Below are 16,927 nucleotides of genomic sequence, written 5' to 3'. Positions count from 1 at the left end.
AGTCCATTCCTTGGAACTCCTTTTAATTTGAAATTGCGTAGTAACAAAATCAAATCACAAGGCCATGGAATGGGCAATTTTTGACTCATATCTAACTAAATACCCCGTTCAAATCCCGTGAACCCTAATCATCTTATGAACAGGATTGCCGCAAGGGATTCTAAAGGAAAAAGAGTAGGCCCTCCACTGAGTGAGGACGAATTAATGCAAAATTGGCGGAACGCCCAAGCCAAAAAAGATAGCGTTTTTGAGCATTTAAAAATACCTACCCCCGGAAATGAGAACGGTGGGGCCTCAGAGGAGTTTCTATCTCGAGTGAGTAAAAGGGGTTTGGTTATATTAAGGCCTTTAGTGAAAAAAGCCTTACTAAGCATTGCCAAATATAAACTCAGTCAAGTTCAAAAAAACTACGCTCGGAAGAAAAAAAATGATTACCCATCAGTGAACTTTGTTTTTGATCAAAGTGTTTTGGAGTTTCTGGTTACCTACGATCAAAATGCAGAGGATGGGGCCCGTCCGTTGGATTCAAAAATCAGAGATTTAATTCAAAACACTTTAAATGAATTCATATTAAAGTCGCCATCACTTGATTCCGGATCATCAAAAAAATCTGTAAAAGTTTCTATTCAGCAAAATAAAGATCTTACCTGGTCGTTGATCGTTGATGGAAGCAACATTTTTATCCCGCTCACAAAAAAAGATAAACTCGCTAAACCTATTTCAGATAAAAAAATTGATGAATTGATGGGACTAGAAGAAAAACTGAAAGCTCGAGTCAAAGGCGTGGATTCTATCATTGAAGCTTTGGCAAAAGACATTCGCAACAGCGAAAATTCAGGGGCTAGTAACGATCCCAAAAAGAATACAAGATTAGCCGATGTCTATATGTTTCTAGGATCCTCGTCCACTGGAAAAACGGAATTGGGTGTAGCACTTCATCAGATTCTTTACAAAGAAAATAGCCGGCCTTTGGTTATTGATTTCAGTCAAATTCATCATGTCGATCAGCTGAAAGAGGTTATTTTTGGTCGTAAATTACCGAATGGAGATTTTGTTGAATCGGAATTTATGAAAGAATACCGCAGAAGAAATGGGGATATGGTAGTTATTTTTGATGAAATCTCTAACGCCAATCCAGAGGTACAAAAAGGACTTTATGAGTTGTTAAGGGAACCCAATGTGGATCAATTCTCTGATAATGAACCAAGGTCCATGGGAAAAGTTAAAGTCGTCATGACTGGAAATCATGGCGAGGAATGGTACAAAGATGTTCCAAGGAATATATCGGAGCATGAACAGTACGAGGCTGCCAGAAGAATCTATGAAAACTCTACTAAGAATGAGAGTTCTTTAAGATCATTTTTAAATAAAAGATTTTACGATGGTTTTGTAAATCGAGTCACCATGGACCGAATTTACTTTTTCGGTCCGCATAAATCTTCCACAATTCGAAGTTTGGTACAATCCATTTTAGTGAAGGCATTCAAACAATTTAGTAAGAAAAAAGAGGGAGTTCGTACTTGGAATGTGCAATTTGAAACCCATGAGGACTATGTGAAAACCATTGAATCGATAGAAAAATATGGTTTCAGAATTTGGGAACAAGGGGCCTCCATCACGCATTTTATCAATACTCAATTAATGAAACGAATTCATGATGAACTTTTAACGAATAAGATTCCTATGAATTCTATCGTTAAAATTCGCAAGTTGGCGAATGAAGAATCTTATGGTCAGAGTGAGTTTAACGATGAACCAACTTTTTCAAAAGTTAACTTTGAATTAGTTATTGAATCGGAAAATTCAAAAAGAAAAACTATTCCGATGGCTCTTAAAGGGAAAGTATTTCCAGTCGAAGAAGAAAATCCTAAATTAATGCAGCTTCGGACGGCCTTTCACGAGGCTGGCCACTCCATCATGGGTCAAATTTTAAATTCCGACAATTTAATTGCAAGCTATATAGGAATTTCACCTGGGGTGACGCTAATGGGTGATCGTTGGCTCCGCTATGCCGGAATCGCTGAATCATTTGACATAAAGGAACAATCAAATACGAGAGAATCTTTAATGGCTAACTTAGCTAAACTTGTAGGAGGGGGAGTTGCTGAATCCCTTGCTATGAAGAATAAAATATTTACGGCTGGACATCGGAATGATTTAGAGAGGGCGACTCAATTGGCAAGGAGAATGGTCCTAGAGTTTAATATGGGTAAAAAATATGGGATGACGGTGCCGCAAGGTCAAAATGTTGAGAGTTACCTTCAGACTCTCAGTGAAAAACAAAAGCGATATATTGAAGTCGAAACAACCAAAATTCTCCAAGAGGCCAGGCAATTAGCTGAAGATGTACTTAAAGCCCATTTTGAATCGCATGTGATGCCGCTATCGAAGCTGTTGGCACAAAAAGGAGAAATGAGACGAGTCGAGTTGGATGAGTTTTATACTTCACGAAAAAGCTTGGCGATGGATCCTTATAATAAAAAGGAAATGAAGAAACGAATTAAAAGATACGAGGATCTGGCAGCTCGAAGCTCAAAAATAAAGACTTTCCAAGGTAAAAGAGATTTTGAGTTTCATGATTTTATCGAGTCTGATAAAGTTCCTGTCCTTGATATGAAAACCTATTTAGAAAATAAATTTCAGCAAGAAGTGAGTGGTGTGGATCTCAATCCAGGCAAGGAGATCATCGCCACCCCAAGGAAGGATCGACTTCTGCAGAGGCTGTCAAGCTCTGGTCTCTTAAGGAAAAATTATCAGTGTTTGAAGATATACAAAACTTCAAGGAGGTGATCCCCTACTTTGGGGAGTTCACTGAAAAGGATCTTTCGTTAGCCTGTGTTCCTTAACCCAGCGGCAATGCCGTTGATGGACAGATGGATTCCACGTTGGACGCGTTCATCGAGCTTGCGCTCGTTGGGGTCTTTTGAACGATAGCGTTTGATTAGCTCTACTTGCAAGTGATTCAATGGATCCAGGTAGGCAAATCGATTTTTAATCGATTTTGCAAGGGATGGGTTGTTAGCCAATCGTTCTTTCTTACCAGTGATCAAAACTAGGTTTTCAAGGGCTCTTTCATATTCTTGAACAATCCGTGTAAAAATAGTTTTTCGTAATTTTTTATCTTCAACGAGTTCAGAATATTTGGCAGCAATAGCCAGATCTGATTTAGAAAGAACCATATCCATATTAGATAAGAGGGTGGCAAAGAAGGGCCACTCTTTGGCCATTTCTTGAAGGGTTTTGATTTTTTGATTTCGCAAAGGATTGTCTTTGGATTCCGCTAACCACGAGCTGATAGCACTTCCAAAGCCATACCAACCAGGAAGCAACAGCCGGCATTGTCCCCAGGAGAAAACCCAGGGAATCGCGCGAAGGTCCTCGATGCGTCGAGTGGATTTTCTGGAGGCCGGTCGAGACCCTAAATTGAGCTCGGCGATTTCAGAAATTGGTGTGGCTGAAAAAAAATAATCATTAAATCCAGGAGTTTCATAAACCAAATCACGATAGGCTTTGTAAGCCTTTTCAGAGAGCTCTTTCATGATTTTTTCATATTGGACCAATTTCTTTTTATGTTGGTCACTTTTGGTTGAAGGGATCAGGCTGGCTTCCAAAGTGGCAGCCACCAACATTTCTAGATTCAAACGACCAATTTCAGGATGGGAAAATTTAGAGGCAATAATTTCACCTTGTTCAGTCAAGCGAATTTGTCCATTAACAGTCCCACTCGGTTGCGCTAAAATGGCTTCATAGCTGGGGCCGCCGCCGCGACCCACGGTTCCACCGCGACCATGGAATAAGCGTAATTTAAGTTTGGCCTTATTGAATATTTCAACTAATTTTATTTCAGTCTGATAGAGCTCCCAATTGGATGTTAGGAATCCACCGTCTTTATTGGAGTCTGAATAACCCAGCATCACTTCTTGCAGATGGTCCTTGGCGATCATGGATTTAATGGTGGGCAGGCTAATAAAAGTTTCCATGATTGTTGCCGCACAACGAAGATCGGGAATAGTTTCAAAAAGAGGAACCACCATCAGGTCTAATTCCCAAAGGGAATGAGGAATTGCTGAAATTTCTTTATCTGCGTTTTGGGAAGCCGAGTTTTGGGATGCTTGGGATGCAAAATTTTGGGATGCTGAGTTTTGAACAGTTGAATTTAGACAGCGGAGCAAACCAGCTTCTTTTTGTAGGACAAGGACTTCGAGTAAATCAGAAACCGTTTCCGTATGTGAAATGATATAATTACGAATGGCTCTGGGACCATAGCGCTTACGAATTTCACCAGCCGTACGAAGGATGCTGAGTTCTGAACTTGTTTCCTCCGAATAAGTGATATAAGGAGAGAAGATCAATCGAGGAGACGAAAGTTCATTAAGCAAGAGACTGACTTTTTTTTCCTCAGTCAAAGTTTCATAGTGAAGTTCCACCTGGCTGCGAGAAAAAAGATCTGCGAGGACTCGCTCATGAACGTCTGAACTTTGGCGCATGTCCAAGGTGGCCAGATGAAAACCAAATATTTCAGAAGCTCGCTTTAAAGTGGAAAGTCGAGGTTTAATAAGAACAGCACTGTGATGGGTCTTAAGAGAATCCATGAGGATTTGTAAATCAGCAGTAAATTCAGAAGCTGAAGCATAGGGAGTTTTTGGCGCCACTTCCTGACGTAAAATATTTTTAGTTCCTAGAACTCTGGCTGTTGCGGCAAGGCGGGCATAGATGCCCACCAAGGCTCGACGATAAGGCTCGTCGATACGATGAGGTGAGGTATCAGGTGAGGCATCTGCAAGGGCTTGCAATTCAGGACTCACAGGTACCAGCAAGGTGGAAATTGAAAGCTCTGCCCCCAGGGCATGGGATTCTTCCAAATAAAAACCAAGAATGGTCGTCGATTGTTGTTCGAGGGCATGTTGCATGGTGCCGGCATTCACATTAGGATTACCGTCACGGTCCCCACCAATCCAGCTACCCATTTGCACATAGGGAGTTCGATCGAGTTCTATCCCCACATTCTTTTTTTGCGGAAAATGGGAATAGATGGCTTCTTCAATATCTTCATAGAGTCCTGGCAATTCACGTAAAAAAGTGATGCGATAATAGGAAAGTGCGTTTTCAATTTCATCAGCGACAGTGAGTTTGGAATAACGAAGCATACGAGTTTGCCAAAGGGTTGCGATTCGGGAGTAAAGGCCTTCAGTATTTGCAACTAATTCTTTAGAGGTCAGGCTTTGATTCCTCTGGGCCAAGAGTCGGGAAATTTCATGTTCAGCATCCAGAATACTTTTTCTTTGAACCTCTGTAGGATGGGCCGTGAGAACAGGAGAAATCAAGGCGTCACTAAAAAACCTTTGAATTTGCGAGAAGGGAACTTGAGCTTTATTCAATTTGGTCAAAGCAAAATCAATACTCCCTGCCTGGGCCGGGGCTCCAGAAAGAATCATGGCGCGACGGCAACGATGACGGTGTTGGTCTTCGGCCAAATTAGCCAAATGAGAGAAATAAGAAAAAGCCCTCACCACCGATAAAGTTTGGTTACGGCTTAATTTTTTCAGGAGTTTATTTAAATTTATCTTGGCTATGGTATCGTCCTCACGACGAAAGCGCACGGCAGTCTGTCGAATGGTCTCGACAATTTGAAAGACTTCATCGCCTTCTAATTCTTTAAGGACATTTCCTAACAAGCGACCCAGCAAACGAATGTCTTCTTTCAGCGGGGTATCTGTATCAACGGGAGGAGTGGAGGAGGGGCTAGAGATCATTTTTTTAAAATCCTAACTTCTTTTTTAATTCTTCGGCGGCTTTTTTAGCATCACCTTCAAATCTTTTTTTCACTTCATTTTCTGCTTTTTTCTTTTCAGATTCAAGCCGGCGTTCAAAATCTTTTTTGGCCTCGTCTGTTTTGCTTTCAGCTGCTTTCTTTTGTGAGTCAGCTTGGGTTTGAAGTTTTTTAATTTCACCTTCAGACTGGTTTTTAAAAGCATTGACCTGAGCTTCGATGAGGGCTTTCTGTTTTGCAATTTCAGAGTCAACTAAAAGTTTGATTTTTCTTTTAGCTTCTTCGATTTTTGCTTGAATTTCTTTTTCAAAGGCTTTTTGAATTTTTTGCCCCAGATTAGATTCAATATCTAAATCAAAAGAGGGTAGCAGTCCTTTTCCTGAGGCGATAAGGTTGGCGCTCGTTGCTTCTTGAAAAACATTTTTTAAAATGCTTTCCACCTCTTTATTTGGCGCGGATAAGGAGTAATCAATATGAGTGAATTCGTTGTTTAATTGTAAATCTGCATTTTTATAATTTACTAGCTTAAGATGCGAGGTCAAAGATCCGACTGCTTTCTTAAAACCAATAGCGACCTCAGGGGATTGAATTAATTCCTTCGCTTCAACGGGGTAACTTTTAATTTTAAATTCCAAGTTAATAAGTGAATCCTTTTGGGTGTTATCGAGTGTCAAGCGGGCCTGAAGCCCCGTGATTTCTTGAGCTGGGAAATCCCCTTCAAAAACAGCAACAGTGGGCTTGCCAATCAGGGCCTGATTAGAAGTGATATTATCTATTTGTCCTTTGATGTTACCGATCTGAAAACCTTCACCTTCGCCATTTTGCGAATCAGATTGCGAATTAGCTTGTGAATTAAAATGCGAAGTGATTAAGGTTTTTTTGGCCCAAAATAAAGGGTAGGAATTTTGTCTACCAAATTCATAGGAGATGCCTTTTTCTCTGGGATGAGGTTGAATTTGAACTTCTGGCTCGGCCTTGTCTTTTTTTAATAAATTCGGAGGAGCGTATTTAGAGTAAAGAGATTTATAGTGATTTATCTTTGAAAAATAAGGTTGAGTGTAGCGCTTAAAAAGAGCTGTAGCTATGGATTTAGCATCTATTTTAGGAATTTTAAAATGAGCTTCTAAATCTTTGATATCTTTTTCAATTTGGCTTTTGATATCCTTAAGGCCGTCGTCGGTGGACTGTAAGTCTTTATCCAAAAGAGATTTGGCTGAGGTCAACTCCCCCATTTTTTTATTACCCTCATCTAAGATGGTTTGGATTTCTTTAACACTCTGATTTAATTCTTCTAAATTGGTAAAACCAGAAGTTTTTACTTTTTTGAGTTTGTCCCCTAAGACTTGAAACTCTGCGGCCTTGGGTAATTTTTTAAGTCTTTCTTCCCACTCTTTTTGCTTTGTCTTTAAGCTTTCCTCAAAAGCTTTCATTTTTTCTTTAGAGATAATTTTACTTTTAAGTTTGTCTAGTTCTTCGGTTTGAGAGCCTCCACCCATGAGGTTGGCTATATTGCCTAGAACATTGTCATCATACTCCGTTTTAGCTTTCTCCAGAGCTTCTGATTTGAGTTTTTCAGCTTCTTTTTTAATGGCGCTTTCTTTCTCTGGCTCCGGTGGTTTTATTTTTCCAGGGAATTTTCGTTTTTGATCAAATCCCACATTTTCAACAGCGGTCTCTTCAATAACAAACTTGGCGCGTAACAAGGCATCCCACAATAGAGAAAATCGAATTTCACCTATATACAGGCTATTATGAGTGGGTTTTTCTGGATTCGTTAATTCGACACCTGTGATCCTTAAAGAGGCCTTGGTAAAACTAGTTTCAATTTTTGCAATATTTACTTCGGCACCCGTCGCATGATAACCAATAAGCTCCAGGGTCTTTTTTAAATGGAAATCGAAAAACAAAGTAAAATAAAGAAAAATCGCAAAGCAAATACAAAGAAAAGGGATAATCGCCTCAAAGCGGATGGGGCCCTTGGATTTTTTGATTTTTAAATTCGGCGGCTGAGCTGTCTTTTCTGAAGATGGGTGATCCATATTTTGTTCCTGTTTATCCATAAAGTTATCCGTAGAGTTGGTTGTATTTGTTGTACAAATTATAAATAGAAGTCGCCGCAAAGGCTTTCCAAAATTTGGACTTTTTAAATTTTTCAACGACAGAAATACGGTATTTAATAATTAAGCTTTTGAATATAAAAAATAAGAGGGGGGTGAGAAGCACTGAAAGAACCAGAGAGCCCATCACAATGCTGTTATTAAATCGAGTCAGAGGAATGATGGGCATGTTGTACATTTGCACAAAAAAACCACGAAGGCCTTCTTGTTCTAAGGTCCATTTGCCAATAATATGGCTTAAGGGATCTAATAAATAACTGACAAACTTAAAAAAGAAAGCACTTAAAAAGGCGGCCCCTAATTGGACTCTAAAAATAAAGACGACTAACAAAACCATGGCTGTTTGTAAGGATAAAAAGGGGGCCATCCCTAAAATAAAACCGCAAGCAAGCCCACTAGCTAATTGATTATGGCCCGTATCAGAGTTTAACAATTTAATAAAGTTTATAAATTGCTTAAGTAGAATTGTCATAGAATATCCTTAATTAGAATTAGGTATCAACGCGAGCTCGCGTTATCAGTTAAAATTTCATTTTCTAATTGATTTATTTTTTGCCTAGGATCTTTTCTTTGTAAATAAAAAAAAGCGCCAACAAGACCATAACAAAAGGCAAGTATTTGATTGATCGTGATGATCAGAGGACCAAAATCTGTTTTTGTGTTTAAATAGGCATTATACAAAAAATAAAATGCGGCCTGTCCAACTCCGACACCTGCAGGAGAAATGGGAATGGCCGTTGCCATAAAACCAATGGGGCTCACTATGAAAAAGGTCGTGAGGGGGATGGAAGCACCGGAAACAGTGAATTGCCCAACAAAATACATGATAAATACGGCAAGGACTTGGCCGACAAGACTCAAGGAAAAAACTTTTAATAATATTTTTGTTTCAGATCCATACAGCTGACCAGAATGATAAAGCTTTAGGAACTTCTCTCGCAAGGGCAGAAAATGGAGAACCTTTAAAACCAAACCCATGATGATTTTATTTTTGGAGAAAAGAAAAACAAGACCCACTGTAAATGCAAAAAAGATAATCACAAAGGCAGAAAGTAAATGAGTGAGAATTTCATTATTTAAAATGTGATTGAGATCAAATAGCATCACGGCCAAAGCCATAAAGACAATGGTATATAATCCCAAAACCCTGTCGACAAAAACACTAGATATGGCAAGGGCTTTGGATTGGGGGTGGTCCTTGTAAAAATAGAAGGCCTTGACTAAATCACCACCCACGCCTCCGGGCATGGCAAAATTAAAAAAAGTGCCAATCAATGTCAGCTTATAAAGTTCGAAGGGTTTAGGATGTAAATTTTGTGTCTGCAAAAGAACCCGCCAACGTTCGCTCAGAATAAACAGGTTAACCCCCGTTAAAGCCATAGCGACAAAAATTAAATCGGGACGCAAAACTTCTTTCAGAGCCGAAAAATTGATCTTCCCCTGGGTCACCAGCCAATAGATGATTCCCAAGGCAAATCCTGTTTTAATTAAAGTAGAAAGATATTTTTTTAGTTTCAATCTTTTTGGCGTCATCTCTAAAACTCTTGATGCGTTTTAAGAATCAGTTGCAAGTGTTTTAAAAAGGGTCTTAAGTCCTTCAATGGTAAGGAGGTGGGGCCGTCGCAAAGGGCCTCTTCAGGTCGAGGGTGGGTTTCTAAAAATATTCCATCTACGCCAACAGCCATGGCTGCGCGAGCTAAGGGGGCCACCATTTGACTGCGGCCTCCGCTGCTCTCGCCCGTAGCGCCTGGTAACTGCGTTGAGTGAGTCACATCCATAATGACGGGGAAGCCAAGCTGTCTCATTTCCACAAGTCCTGTCATGTCGTTGATAAGGCGATTGTAACCAAAGGTGGTGCCTCTTTCGCATAAAAGAATTTTGTCATTGCCAACTTGAACGGCCTTTTGAGCAATCGCCTTCATGTCCCAAGGGGCCAAAAACTGCCCCTTTTTAATATGCAAAACTTTTCCTGTTTTTGCCGCAGCTACAAGTAAATCAGTTTGTCGTGATAAGAAGGCCGGAATTTGAATCACATCGGTAATTTGGGCCATGGTCTCCACTTGATCTGTTTCATGAACGTCCGTTAAAAGTGGAGCATTGAGCAGTCCCTTGATTTTTTCTAAGGACTTCAGAGCCGAATCCACTCCGGGGCCACGAAAACTTTTCGAGCTTTGCCTATTAGCTTTGTCGTAGGAGCATTTTAAAATCCAGGGGATTCCTAATTCCTCAGTGACGCGCTTAATTTCCGTTCCCGTTTCAAGGACGAGGCCTTCATCCTCGATAATATCGGGGCCAGCAAATAAAACAAATTGATTCTTAAGACCCCAAGTATATTTTTTTCCTTGGAAATCCATGGTCACAGGCTTGGATAAATTTTGAAAAGGTGTAAGTGATGTCATCCAGGTGTTATGACATAACTTTAATGACACTATCAATAATTTTATCTTGTGTCGCTCTGTCCATATCAGGGTATAAGGGAAGACTGACCACATGTTCTGCTGCCCTTCGCGAGTGGGTCCAATCCTCTTTTTGGCTCAGAAGTTGGTGGGGATCCTGGCTGGTGTGTTTGCAGGTATGTTCTTTGTACCAAGGTTGGTCAGGCATGATTCGAGGGTAATGAACAACAGTGGGAACTCCCAATTCTAGCATTCTTTTTTGGAAGAGAGGGCGGTCAGGAACCATCAAAGTGTACTGAGCCCACACCGAGTCTCTATCGGGTTTAATATAAGGAACGGAAAAATGAGGAACTTTGATTTGACTTAATTTCTCTGTAAAATAGGCTCCAATTTTTTGTCGCTGTTCCACTTCCCAATCGTAGCGTTCCATCTTGGATAACAAGATCGCACACTGAATCGAATCTAGGCGGCCGTTGATACCAAGACGGGTGTGGTAATATCTAGACTCGGAACCATGTTCTTTAATTTCATTCATAATTTTACATAATTTATCATCATCGGTAAAAATAGCCCCACCATCGCCATAGCAACCCAAGGGTTTGGCTGGATAGAAGCTCGTTCCTCCAACAGTGGAAAGAGAGCCGCTTCTTTTGCCTTTGTATTTAGCACCATAACTTTGTGCAAGATCTTCAATAACGAAAAGATGATGTTTTTTGGCGATGGCATTGATTTCATCCATATCGGCGATCTGGCCGTATAAAGAGACCGGCATGATCGCTTTTGTTTTTTCTGTGATCAGTTTTTCTATTTTTGTGGTATCCAAATTAAATGTAAGAGGATCGATATCGCAGTATACGGGTGTTGCTCCAGCCAGAACAATGGTCTCAGCCGTAGCAATAAAAGAAAAAGCGGTGGTAATCACTTCGTCTCCTTGGCCAATACCTAGAGCCATCAGAGGAATAAGTAGAGCATCTGTTCCACTAGCGCAGGCAATAACGTGTTTGACTCCGGAATGGGCTGCCAACTTTTTCTCGAGCTCGGCAACCTCGGGACCGTTGATGTAAGCACCACTTTCAAGAACTTTTTTGATCCGAAGATCAATGGAGTCTTTGAGGGCGTGATACTGAGTTTTTAAATCGATAAATGGGATGCTCATGGAAATTCCTCCGTCTTAAAATTAAACCGGTTTTAAATAAACAAGTTAATTGAAACAGATTTCTATTTAAACCGTTTTAAAAAAAAGAAAAAGAGAATTTAAATAAAATTGCATTTTTAAATAAAATTTGCTGATAAATGGAACAATCGGTCTTAAAGTGTTTCTTATAGGAAACAATTTTTTCACAAAGATGATGGTAAAATAATAACTAGACCAAAGGGTAAATGAGCTTGAATCAAAAGTGTGATGCAGATTAACCTCATGGTGTGAGTATGAAAACTAAATTGAATTGAATTGAATATCAGGGGTTGAATGAAGGGATTATTTTTAGCTCTCACTTTTTTGGCTCTTCAAAGTGAAGGCGCCTTTTCTAATTACAATTCGATTTTGCTGGGAGATCAATCAGCGGGAATGGGAGGCGCCGCTTCCGCCGTTGTCGGGGACACTTCCGCCGCCGCTTTTTATAATCCCGCTACCTTAGCTAGGCTTAACGGAGCTTCCTTTTCGGCGGCGGTGGGGATTTACAAAAAATTTGATACAGTCTATGGAGAGGAAGAAGATTTTACCAAGGCACCTCTCAGGCTAAATCAAGGTTTTTACATTTTAGCAATATCGAAGCTCTCGTACTCCGGAGCAAGCTCACCACCTGTCGGCAATCAATTGAACCGGATTGCACGAATCAAGTGGCTGTGATGCAAATTATCTAACATGCAAATTTCTACTTGTGCCGCCCCTTAAGGCTGCTCTACTTCAACGACAACAAGCTGATAGAGGCCACGATAGGAGTCGGTGGTCACCGAAAGATTCGAAGCTGCTACGCCCAAAGCGTCATAGTTTCTAACTGCCACCGGCAAGCCAGATACGCCGTTCGACCACGATACCAAAAAAGCGAAAGAATTCCAGAATGCAAAGTTCACACTTCCCGATAGCGACGATTCCACAGCAACACCAGGAATCTTCGTAGTCGGATCAATGGCATGCATTGAAAAATTGTGCCCATATGGCTTTGCGGAATAGAGGAATTTTCCATCGGGTGACAGTGATATCGTGTAAATGCCGCCGGTTCCACCGCTGACTTCCCCTAGAGAGTTCAAAGTTATGCCAGAAATTGAGTAGGTACTAACATTCGCGGTTCCCCAGTTTGCCACATAAAGTCGTGTCCCATCTGCAGAGACCACTGCATGGTTTGGCGTTGAAGATGCGGGAGTTGTCGCTGTGCCAACGGATGTCAAACCACCGTCACCCGCCACCTGATAGATTCCAATTTGGTTCATGTTTTGATCTACGGAATACAGAACTCCACCATCAGGAGTGATGGCAAGTGCAGTCACCCCTGAACCAGCAGCCACACTGCCACGTACCGTTGCATTTCCAGTGGAATCAACATCCACGACCGATATTGTTGAGTTGCCTGAGTTGGCAGTATAGAAGACCCGCAACGTTGGATGACTGGCAATCCAAGCAGGACTGGTTCCACTTCCCAAAGATGTGTTTCCAACGGAAACCAAGTCACCACTTGTCGCTGAAATCGAGAAAGTTGATACCGAGTGCGAACTGTAGTTCGCGCTCATAAGAAACTTTTTGTCAAAGCTTGCAGCACTCAGCATAGGGGCACTTTGCGCGGTTGCAGATACTCCAGCAGTCGGTGCCATGCTTCCTGTCGACTTGTCGATCGAAAAGCTATAGACGAGGTTTGAGTACTGAGAGCCTGAATATCCAAAAACTTTAGTTACTACAGGCGCAGGAGTAGGAGTAGGCATGGGTGTAGGCGTCGGAGCCTCAGCGCTTGGAGACGAGGAACTAGAGCCCGAGTCAAAAAGGCATCCGGAAAGTACCAGCTGAGAGATAAGAACTAAAATAGAAAGGTAGCACCGACACATTTTTCCTCCACTTGTTAAAATTAGGCCATCCTCTATCGGCAATTGCCCATACAACTCCAGTCAGAATCAAAAAGAATTTTATGAAGTTTGTCATTTTGTCTAGCCTCATGACAGTACATTCGGAAGTTTTGCAACTCTCCTAAAGTATCAATTTGAGAATTATTAAGAATAATCTTTCAACTCAGCGAATCCTCCATGACACGGCCTTTTTTAAAACCAAATCATCCTGAGATTTTCCGCATGTGAAGGACGGCAATCCATATTGAGGCACGGTTCAACCCCGAAAGGTTTTTAAGAATGGAGGTCACTGATTCTTTCTGCTATGGCTGAAATTGTTTCACAATTCGACTTTCTTGAAAATGAATAAAAAATCAAAAAAATTATTCCTATGAATATCAAACTGAAATTGTAAGTCTTTTGACAAACACAATCCATTTGAATTCTCCCTAAGAGTTTGTCGGTAAATATGTCTCAGTTCATAAGATTATAACTTAAACCTTGATCGTGAAATTTTTGATAGAATTTATTTTTGACAGAATGGATAAAGCCAATGCTCAGTCTTAGTTAAGCACCACTTTCAAGAACTTTTTTGATCCGAATATCAATGGAGTCTTTGAGGGCGTGATACTGAGTTTTTAAATCGACAAATGGGATGCTCATGGAAATTCCTCCGTCTTAAAATTAAACCGGTTTTAAATAAACAAGTTAATTGAAACAGACTTCTATTTAAACCGTTTTAAAAAAAAGAAAAAGAGAATTTAAATAAAATTGCATTTTTAAATAAAATTTGCTGATAAATGGAACAATCGGTCTTAAAGTGTTTCTTATAGGAAACAATTTTTTCACAAAGATGATGGTAAAATAATAACTAGACCAAAGGGTAAATGAGCTTGAATCAAAAGTGTGATGCAGATTAACCTCATGGTGTGAGTATGAAAACTAAATTGAATTGAATTGAATATCAGGGGTTGAATGAAGGGATTATTTTTAGCTCTCACTTTTTTGGCTCTTCAAAGTGAAGGCGCCTTTTCTAATTACAATTCGATTTTGCTGGGAGATCAATCAGCGGGAATGGGAGGCGCCGCTTCCGCCGTTGTCGGGGACACTTCCGCCGCCGCTTTTTATAATCCCGCTACCTTAGCTAGGCTTAACGGAGCTTCCTTTTCGGCAGCGGTGGGGATTTACAAAAAATTTGATACAGTCTATGGAGAGGAAGAAGATTTTACCAAGGCACCTCTCAGGGTAAATCAAGGTTTTTTCAGGTCCTTGCCAGCATCTACCGGAAATGTCATTCGCCTAGGTGATTACGTTTTTGGATTGTCCATTTTAGTTCCTGATTATGATAGCTATAAAGGGGATTTGTTTAAGAAGGGTGATAATGCCACGACCTTGTCTTTTGTGGACGAGTCATTGTGGGTAGGGCCGAGCATTTCCAAAGAGATTTCAACAACAGAGTCTGTTGGGATAACGGCTTATTATACCGCTCGAAATTTTATAAGATCTTCCACGGATCTGCAATATGAGTCTAGTACAAAAGCCACCTTGTTTAATCAGGAAAAAACAATTACCGAGAATGCTTTGGTTTTTGTTTTTGGTTATTACAAGCAACTTTCAGATAAGTGGTCTGCTGGCCTGACCCTAAGACCCAAAGCCATGAGAATTGCGGGGACTGCTACCATCTTCCAATCAAAAACAAATATCGATACCACAACGAATACCATGATTGTTGAAAATAAAAATGATCCAGATAAAGCCACTCGGGTGATGATCCCAGGGAAAGTCACTTTTGGATTCTCTTTTGTACCTAATAATTCTTCGGTTTGGGCTCTGGATGTTTCTCTCCATGAAGGGGTTAGTTATATCGATTTGGAAGATGAAGTCCTAGGAAAAAGGGTCAGTCAAAAAGCTGTTTGGAATATGTCCTTTGGTTTTGAACAAGCTTTGATTCAATGGCTAAAAATACGGATGGGTGTATTTACTAATTTTTCTTCGCACAACGATCCCGATCCCAGCCTCTTACAACTGCAAGAAGATAAAGTGGACATGGTCGGCTTTAGCGCTAATTTGGTTTTCGTCGCAGGAAAAAGAATTGGCTACACCTTTGGCGGCTACTATACAGGTGGAAGGGGTAAATCAAGTCAGTATATTCAAGGAAACTACCAAATTATCACCAAAACCCAGCACGTCTTTACGATGTTGGTAGGCTCTCAATTGTATTTTTAGAAGGAAGAATCAGTGACCTCCCTTCTTAAAAACCTCTCAGGGTTGTTGACTTTACCCAGTGAGGTTAACACAATAGCCGTATGAGTTCATCAGTATTTCCAATGGATGCATTAAAAGATTTTTTTAAAATTAACTTTGAAAAATCTATCTTGTTTGCTTTTTTAGTTGGCTCTTCGGGTACAGAACGTTTTACGGAAAATAGTGATGTGGATATCGCCATTTATTGGGAGAAAGAACCGTCTTTAAATGATCTACTCGGTCTTCAGTCTCATCTGGAAGAGACACTTCATCGTGAAATTGATTTAATTAATTTAAATCATGTCGATTATATTTTTTCACGTCAAGTCTTAGAAACGGGAAGGCTTATAATGAACCGTGCACCCGGTGATTTTCTTCGGTGGCAAATCAAAATCTTATCAATTTACCCCGATTTCAAATTTTCACGTCGAGTGATTGAAAAAAATATTCTAAAAAGGAAGAAATATGTCTGATCTGGATGTGGTTCTAGCAAAAATTAATGTAATTAAAACTTGTCTAAGTCTTATAGAGAAAGCGAAGGTAAAGGAAGCTGACCTTGAATTTAGACTTTCCATATATGAACTTAATTTGCAAAGAGCCATTCAAGCATGTATTGACCTTGCCAACATCGTGCTTTCCAAAGAGGGATTGGGTTTGCCTACAACATACAGACAATCTTTTCAAATTCTTGAAAAGCATTTGATTCTCACTCCAGAATTAACTCGAAAAATGGCCTCCATGGTTGGATTTCGAAATATATCCGTTCATGATTACGAACAAATTAACATGGCCATTGTACAAAATATTGTTGATCATTATCTAAGTGATTTTGAAACCTTTTATAAAGTCATTTATGCTCGTGTCCAAAACTGGCCAGAGTCATGAGCGCGGCAATATCGGACGGTGTCTCAATATGGATTGCCGTCCTTCTCATGACTAAAATCTCATGATGATTTGGTTTAAAAAAAGGCCGTGTCATGGAGGATTCGTTGAGTTGAAAGACTATTCTTAATAATTCTCAAATTGATACTTTAGGAGAGTTGTAAAACTTCCGAAAGTACTGTCATGAGGCTAGACAAAATGCCAAACTTCATAAAATTCTTTTCGATTCTGACTGGAATTTTATTTATTACCACAGTAAAAGGTTTCGCCACAGGAGCGGGGATCACCTACAACGGTCGCATTCTCAATCCCAATGGAGATCCCGTTCAAGGAAGCAGCGTTCAATTTAAACTGCAGAGGCAACGTCCCGAAAGTGGTAGAAATTAAAAAGGGAGCACTCCATAATGATTTAACTTAAACACATAAATCATTAATAACAAAGGAGAACTCCCTAATGAGAAAAAGTAAGCCATCACAAGTAAAAT

General features: G+C 40.2%; 13 protein-coding genes. 6 read left to right on the top strand and 7 right to left on the bottom strand.

The window, feature by feature from the left end; genetic code table 11:
- Positions 1-204: 204 nt before the first annotated feature.
- Entirely contained in the window at positions 205-2,790 is a 2,586-nt protein-coding gene (locus tag J0M15_16575) for an AAA family ATPase (GenBank protein MBN8538666.1), read from the top strand.
- 38 nt (positions 2,791-2,828) lie between these two features.
- On the opposite strand, the gene ppc is transcribed toward J0M15_16575, so the two are convergent.
- The 6 genes from ppc to J0M15_16545 are packed head-to-tail and all read right to left on the bottom strand — an operon-like array spanning position 2,829 to position 11,433.
- A complete protein-coding gene (ppc, locus tag J0M15_16570) occupies positions 2,829-5,753 on the bottom strand; it encodes a phosphoenolpyruvate carboxylase (GenBank protein MBN8538665.1) in 2,925 nt (974 codons plus the stop codon).
- Positions 5,754-5,757: 4 nt separating this feature from the next.
- Positions 5,758-7,830 (bottom strand): TIGR03545 family protein, encoded by a 2,073-nt coding sequence (locus tag J0M15_16565; protein ID MBN8538664.1) that lies wholly within the window; start codon positions 7,828-7,830, stop codon positions 5,758-5,760.
- 4 nt (positions 7,831-7,834) lie between these two features.
- Complete coding sequence (locus J0M15_16560) at positions 7,835-8,359, bottom strand: TIGR03546 family protein (GenBank protein ID MBN8538663.1); 525 nt, start codon at positions 8,357-8,359, stop codon at positions 7,835-7,837.
- Positions 8,360-8,385: 26 nt separating this feature from the next.
- Positions 8,386-9,420, bottom strand: a complete 1,035-nt coding sequence (locus J0M15_16555) for a flippase-like domain-containing protein (protein ID MBN8538662.1) — start codon at positions 9,418-9,420, stop codon at positions 8,386-8,388.
- A 2-nt stretch (positions 9,421-9,422) separates the two neighbouring features.
- The gene (gene kdsA, locus J0M15_16550) at positions 9,423-10,241 is read right to left on the bottom strand and encodes a 3-deoxy-8-phosphooctulonate synthase (protein MBN8538661.1); all 819 of its coding nucleotides are present in this window, start codon (positions 10,239-10,241) and stop codon (positions 9,423-9,425) included.
- 52 nt (positions 10,242-10,293) lie between these two features.
- The gene (locus J0M15_16545) at positions 10,294-11,433 is read right to left on the bottom strand and encodes a DegT/DnrJ/EryC1/StrS family aminotransferase (GenBank protein MBN8538660.1); all 1,140 of its coding nucleotides are present in this window, start codon (positions 11,431-11,433) and stop codon (positions 10,294-10,296) included.
- Positions 11,434-11,751: 318 nt separating this feature from the next.
- Here J0M15_16545 and J0M15_16540 point away from each other — a divergent pair, with 318 nt between their 5' ends.
- Positions 11,752-12,132 (top strand): hypothetical protein, encoded by a 381-nt coding sequence (locus J0M15_16540; protein MBN8538659.1) that lies wholly within the window; start codon positions 11,752-11,754, stop codon positions 12,130-12,132.
- Between the two features lie 41 nt (positions 12,133-12,173).
- Here the strand turns inward: J0M15_16540 and J0M15_16535 are convergent, their stop codons facing one another.
- Positions 12,174-13,319, bottom strand: a complete 1,146-nt coding sequence (locus tag J0M15_16535; GenBank protein ID MBN8538658.1) for a beta-propeller fold lactonase family protein — start codon at positions 13,317-13,319, stop codon at positions 12,174-12,176.
- A gap of 972 nt (positions 13,320-14,291) precedes the next feature.
- Here J0M15_16535 and J0M15_16530 point away from each other — a divergent pair.
- From J0M15_16530 to J0M15_16515, 4 genes are all read left to right on the top strand, one after another.
- The gene (locus tag J0M15_16530) at positions 14,292-15,542 is read left to right on the top strand and encodes a hypothetical protein (protein MBN8538657.1); all 1,251 of its coding nucleotides are present in this window, start codon (positions 14,292-14,294) and stop codon (positions 15,540-15,542) included.
- An 80-nt stretch (positions 15,543-15,622) separates the two neighbouring features.
- Positions 15,623-16,033, top strand: coding sequence for a nucleotidyltransferase domain-containing protein (locus J0M15_16525; GenBank protein MBN8538656.1), 411 nt, complete (start codon positions 15,623-15,625; stop codon positions 16,031-16,033).
- Positions 16,026-16,445, top strand: coding sequence for a DUF86 domain-containing protein (locus J0M15_16520; GenBank protein ID MBN8538655.1), 420 nt, complete (start codon positions 16,026-16,028; stop codon positions 16,443-16,445). Before J0M15_16525 ends, J0M15_16520 begins: the two co-directional genes overlap by 8 nt.
- A 195-nt stretch (positions 16,446-16,640) precedes the next feature.
- Positions 16,641-16,829, top strand: a complete 189-nt coding sequence (locus J0M15_16515; protein ID MBN8538654.1) for a hypothetical protein — start codon at positions 16,641-16,643, stop codon at positions 16,827-16,829.
- Positions 16,830-16,927: the final 98 nt, after the last annotated feature.

The sequence above is a fragment of the Deltaproteobacteria bacterium genome (assembly GCA_017302835.1).
In the GTDB taxonomy this organism is placed as follows: Bacteria; Bdellovibrionota; Bdellovibrionia; order Bdellovibrionales; family Bdellovibrionaceae; genus UBA2316.
The sequence above is the reverse complement of the archived record's forward strand: the minus strand, read 5'-3'. Positions and strand labels throughout refer to the sequence as shown.

What these genes read in the sequence shown, in the direction of transcription:
- J0M15_16575 (MBN8538666.1), top strand. Translation starts at nt 205, where the DNA reads ATGCAAAATTGGCGGAACGCCCAAGCCAAAAAAGATAGCGTTTTTGAG.
- ppc (MBN8538665.1), bottom strand. Translation starts at nt 5,753, where the DNA reads ATGATCTCTAGCCCCTCCTCCACTCCTCCCGTTGATACAGATACCCCG.
- J0M15_16565 (MBN8538664.1), bottom strand. Translation starts at nt 7,830, where the DNA reads ATGGATAAACAGGAACAAAATATGGATCACCCATCTTCAGAAAAGACA.
- J0M15_16560 (MBN8538663.1), bottom strand. Translation starts at nt 8,359, where the DNA reads ATGACAATTCTACTTAAGCAATTTATAAACTTTATTAAATTGTTAAAC.
- J0M15_16555 (MBN8538662.1), bottom strand. Translation starts at nt 9,420, where the DNA reads ATGACGCCAAAAAGATTGAAACTAAAAAAATATCTTTCTACTTTAATT.
- kdsA (MBN8538661.1), bottom strand. Translation starts at nt 10,241, where the DNA reads ATGGATTTCCAAGGAAAAAAATATACTTGGGGTCTTAAGAATCAATTT.
- J0M15_16540 (MBN8538659.1), top strand. Translation starts at nt 11,752, where the DNA reads ATGAAGGGATTATTTTTAGCTCTCACTTTTTTGGCTCTTCAAAGTGAA.
- J0M15_16535 (MBN8538658.1), bottom strand. Translation starts at nt 13,319, where the DNA reads ATGTGTCGGTGCTACCTTTCTATTTTAGTTCTTATCTCTCAGCTGGTA.
- J0M15_16530 (MBN8538657.1), top strand. Translation starts at nt 14,292, where the DNA reads ATGAAGGGATTATTTTTAGCTCTCACTTTTTTGGCTCTTCAAAGTGAA.
- J0M15_16525 (MBN8538656.1), top strand. Translation starts at nt 15,623, where the DNA reads ATGAGTTCATCAGTATTTCCAATGGATGCATTAAAAGATTTTTTTAAA.
- J0M15_16520 (MBN8538655.1), top strand. Translation starts at nt 16,026, where the DNA reads ATGTCTGATCTGGATGTGGTTCTAGCAAAAATTAATGTAATTAAAACT.
- J0M15_16515 (MBN8538654.1), top strand. Translation starts at nt 16,641, where the DNA reads ATGCCAAACTTCATAAAATTCTTTTCGATTCTGACTGGAATTTTATTT.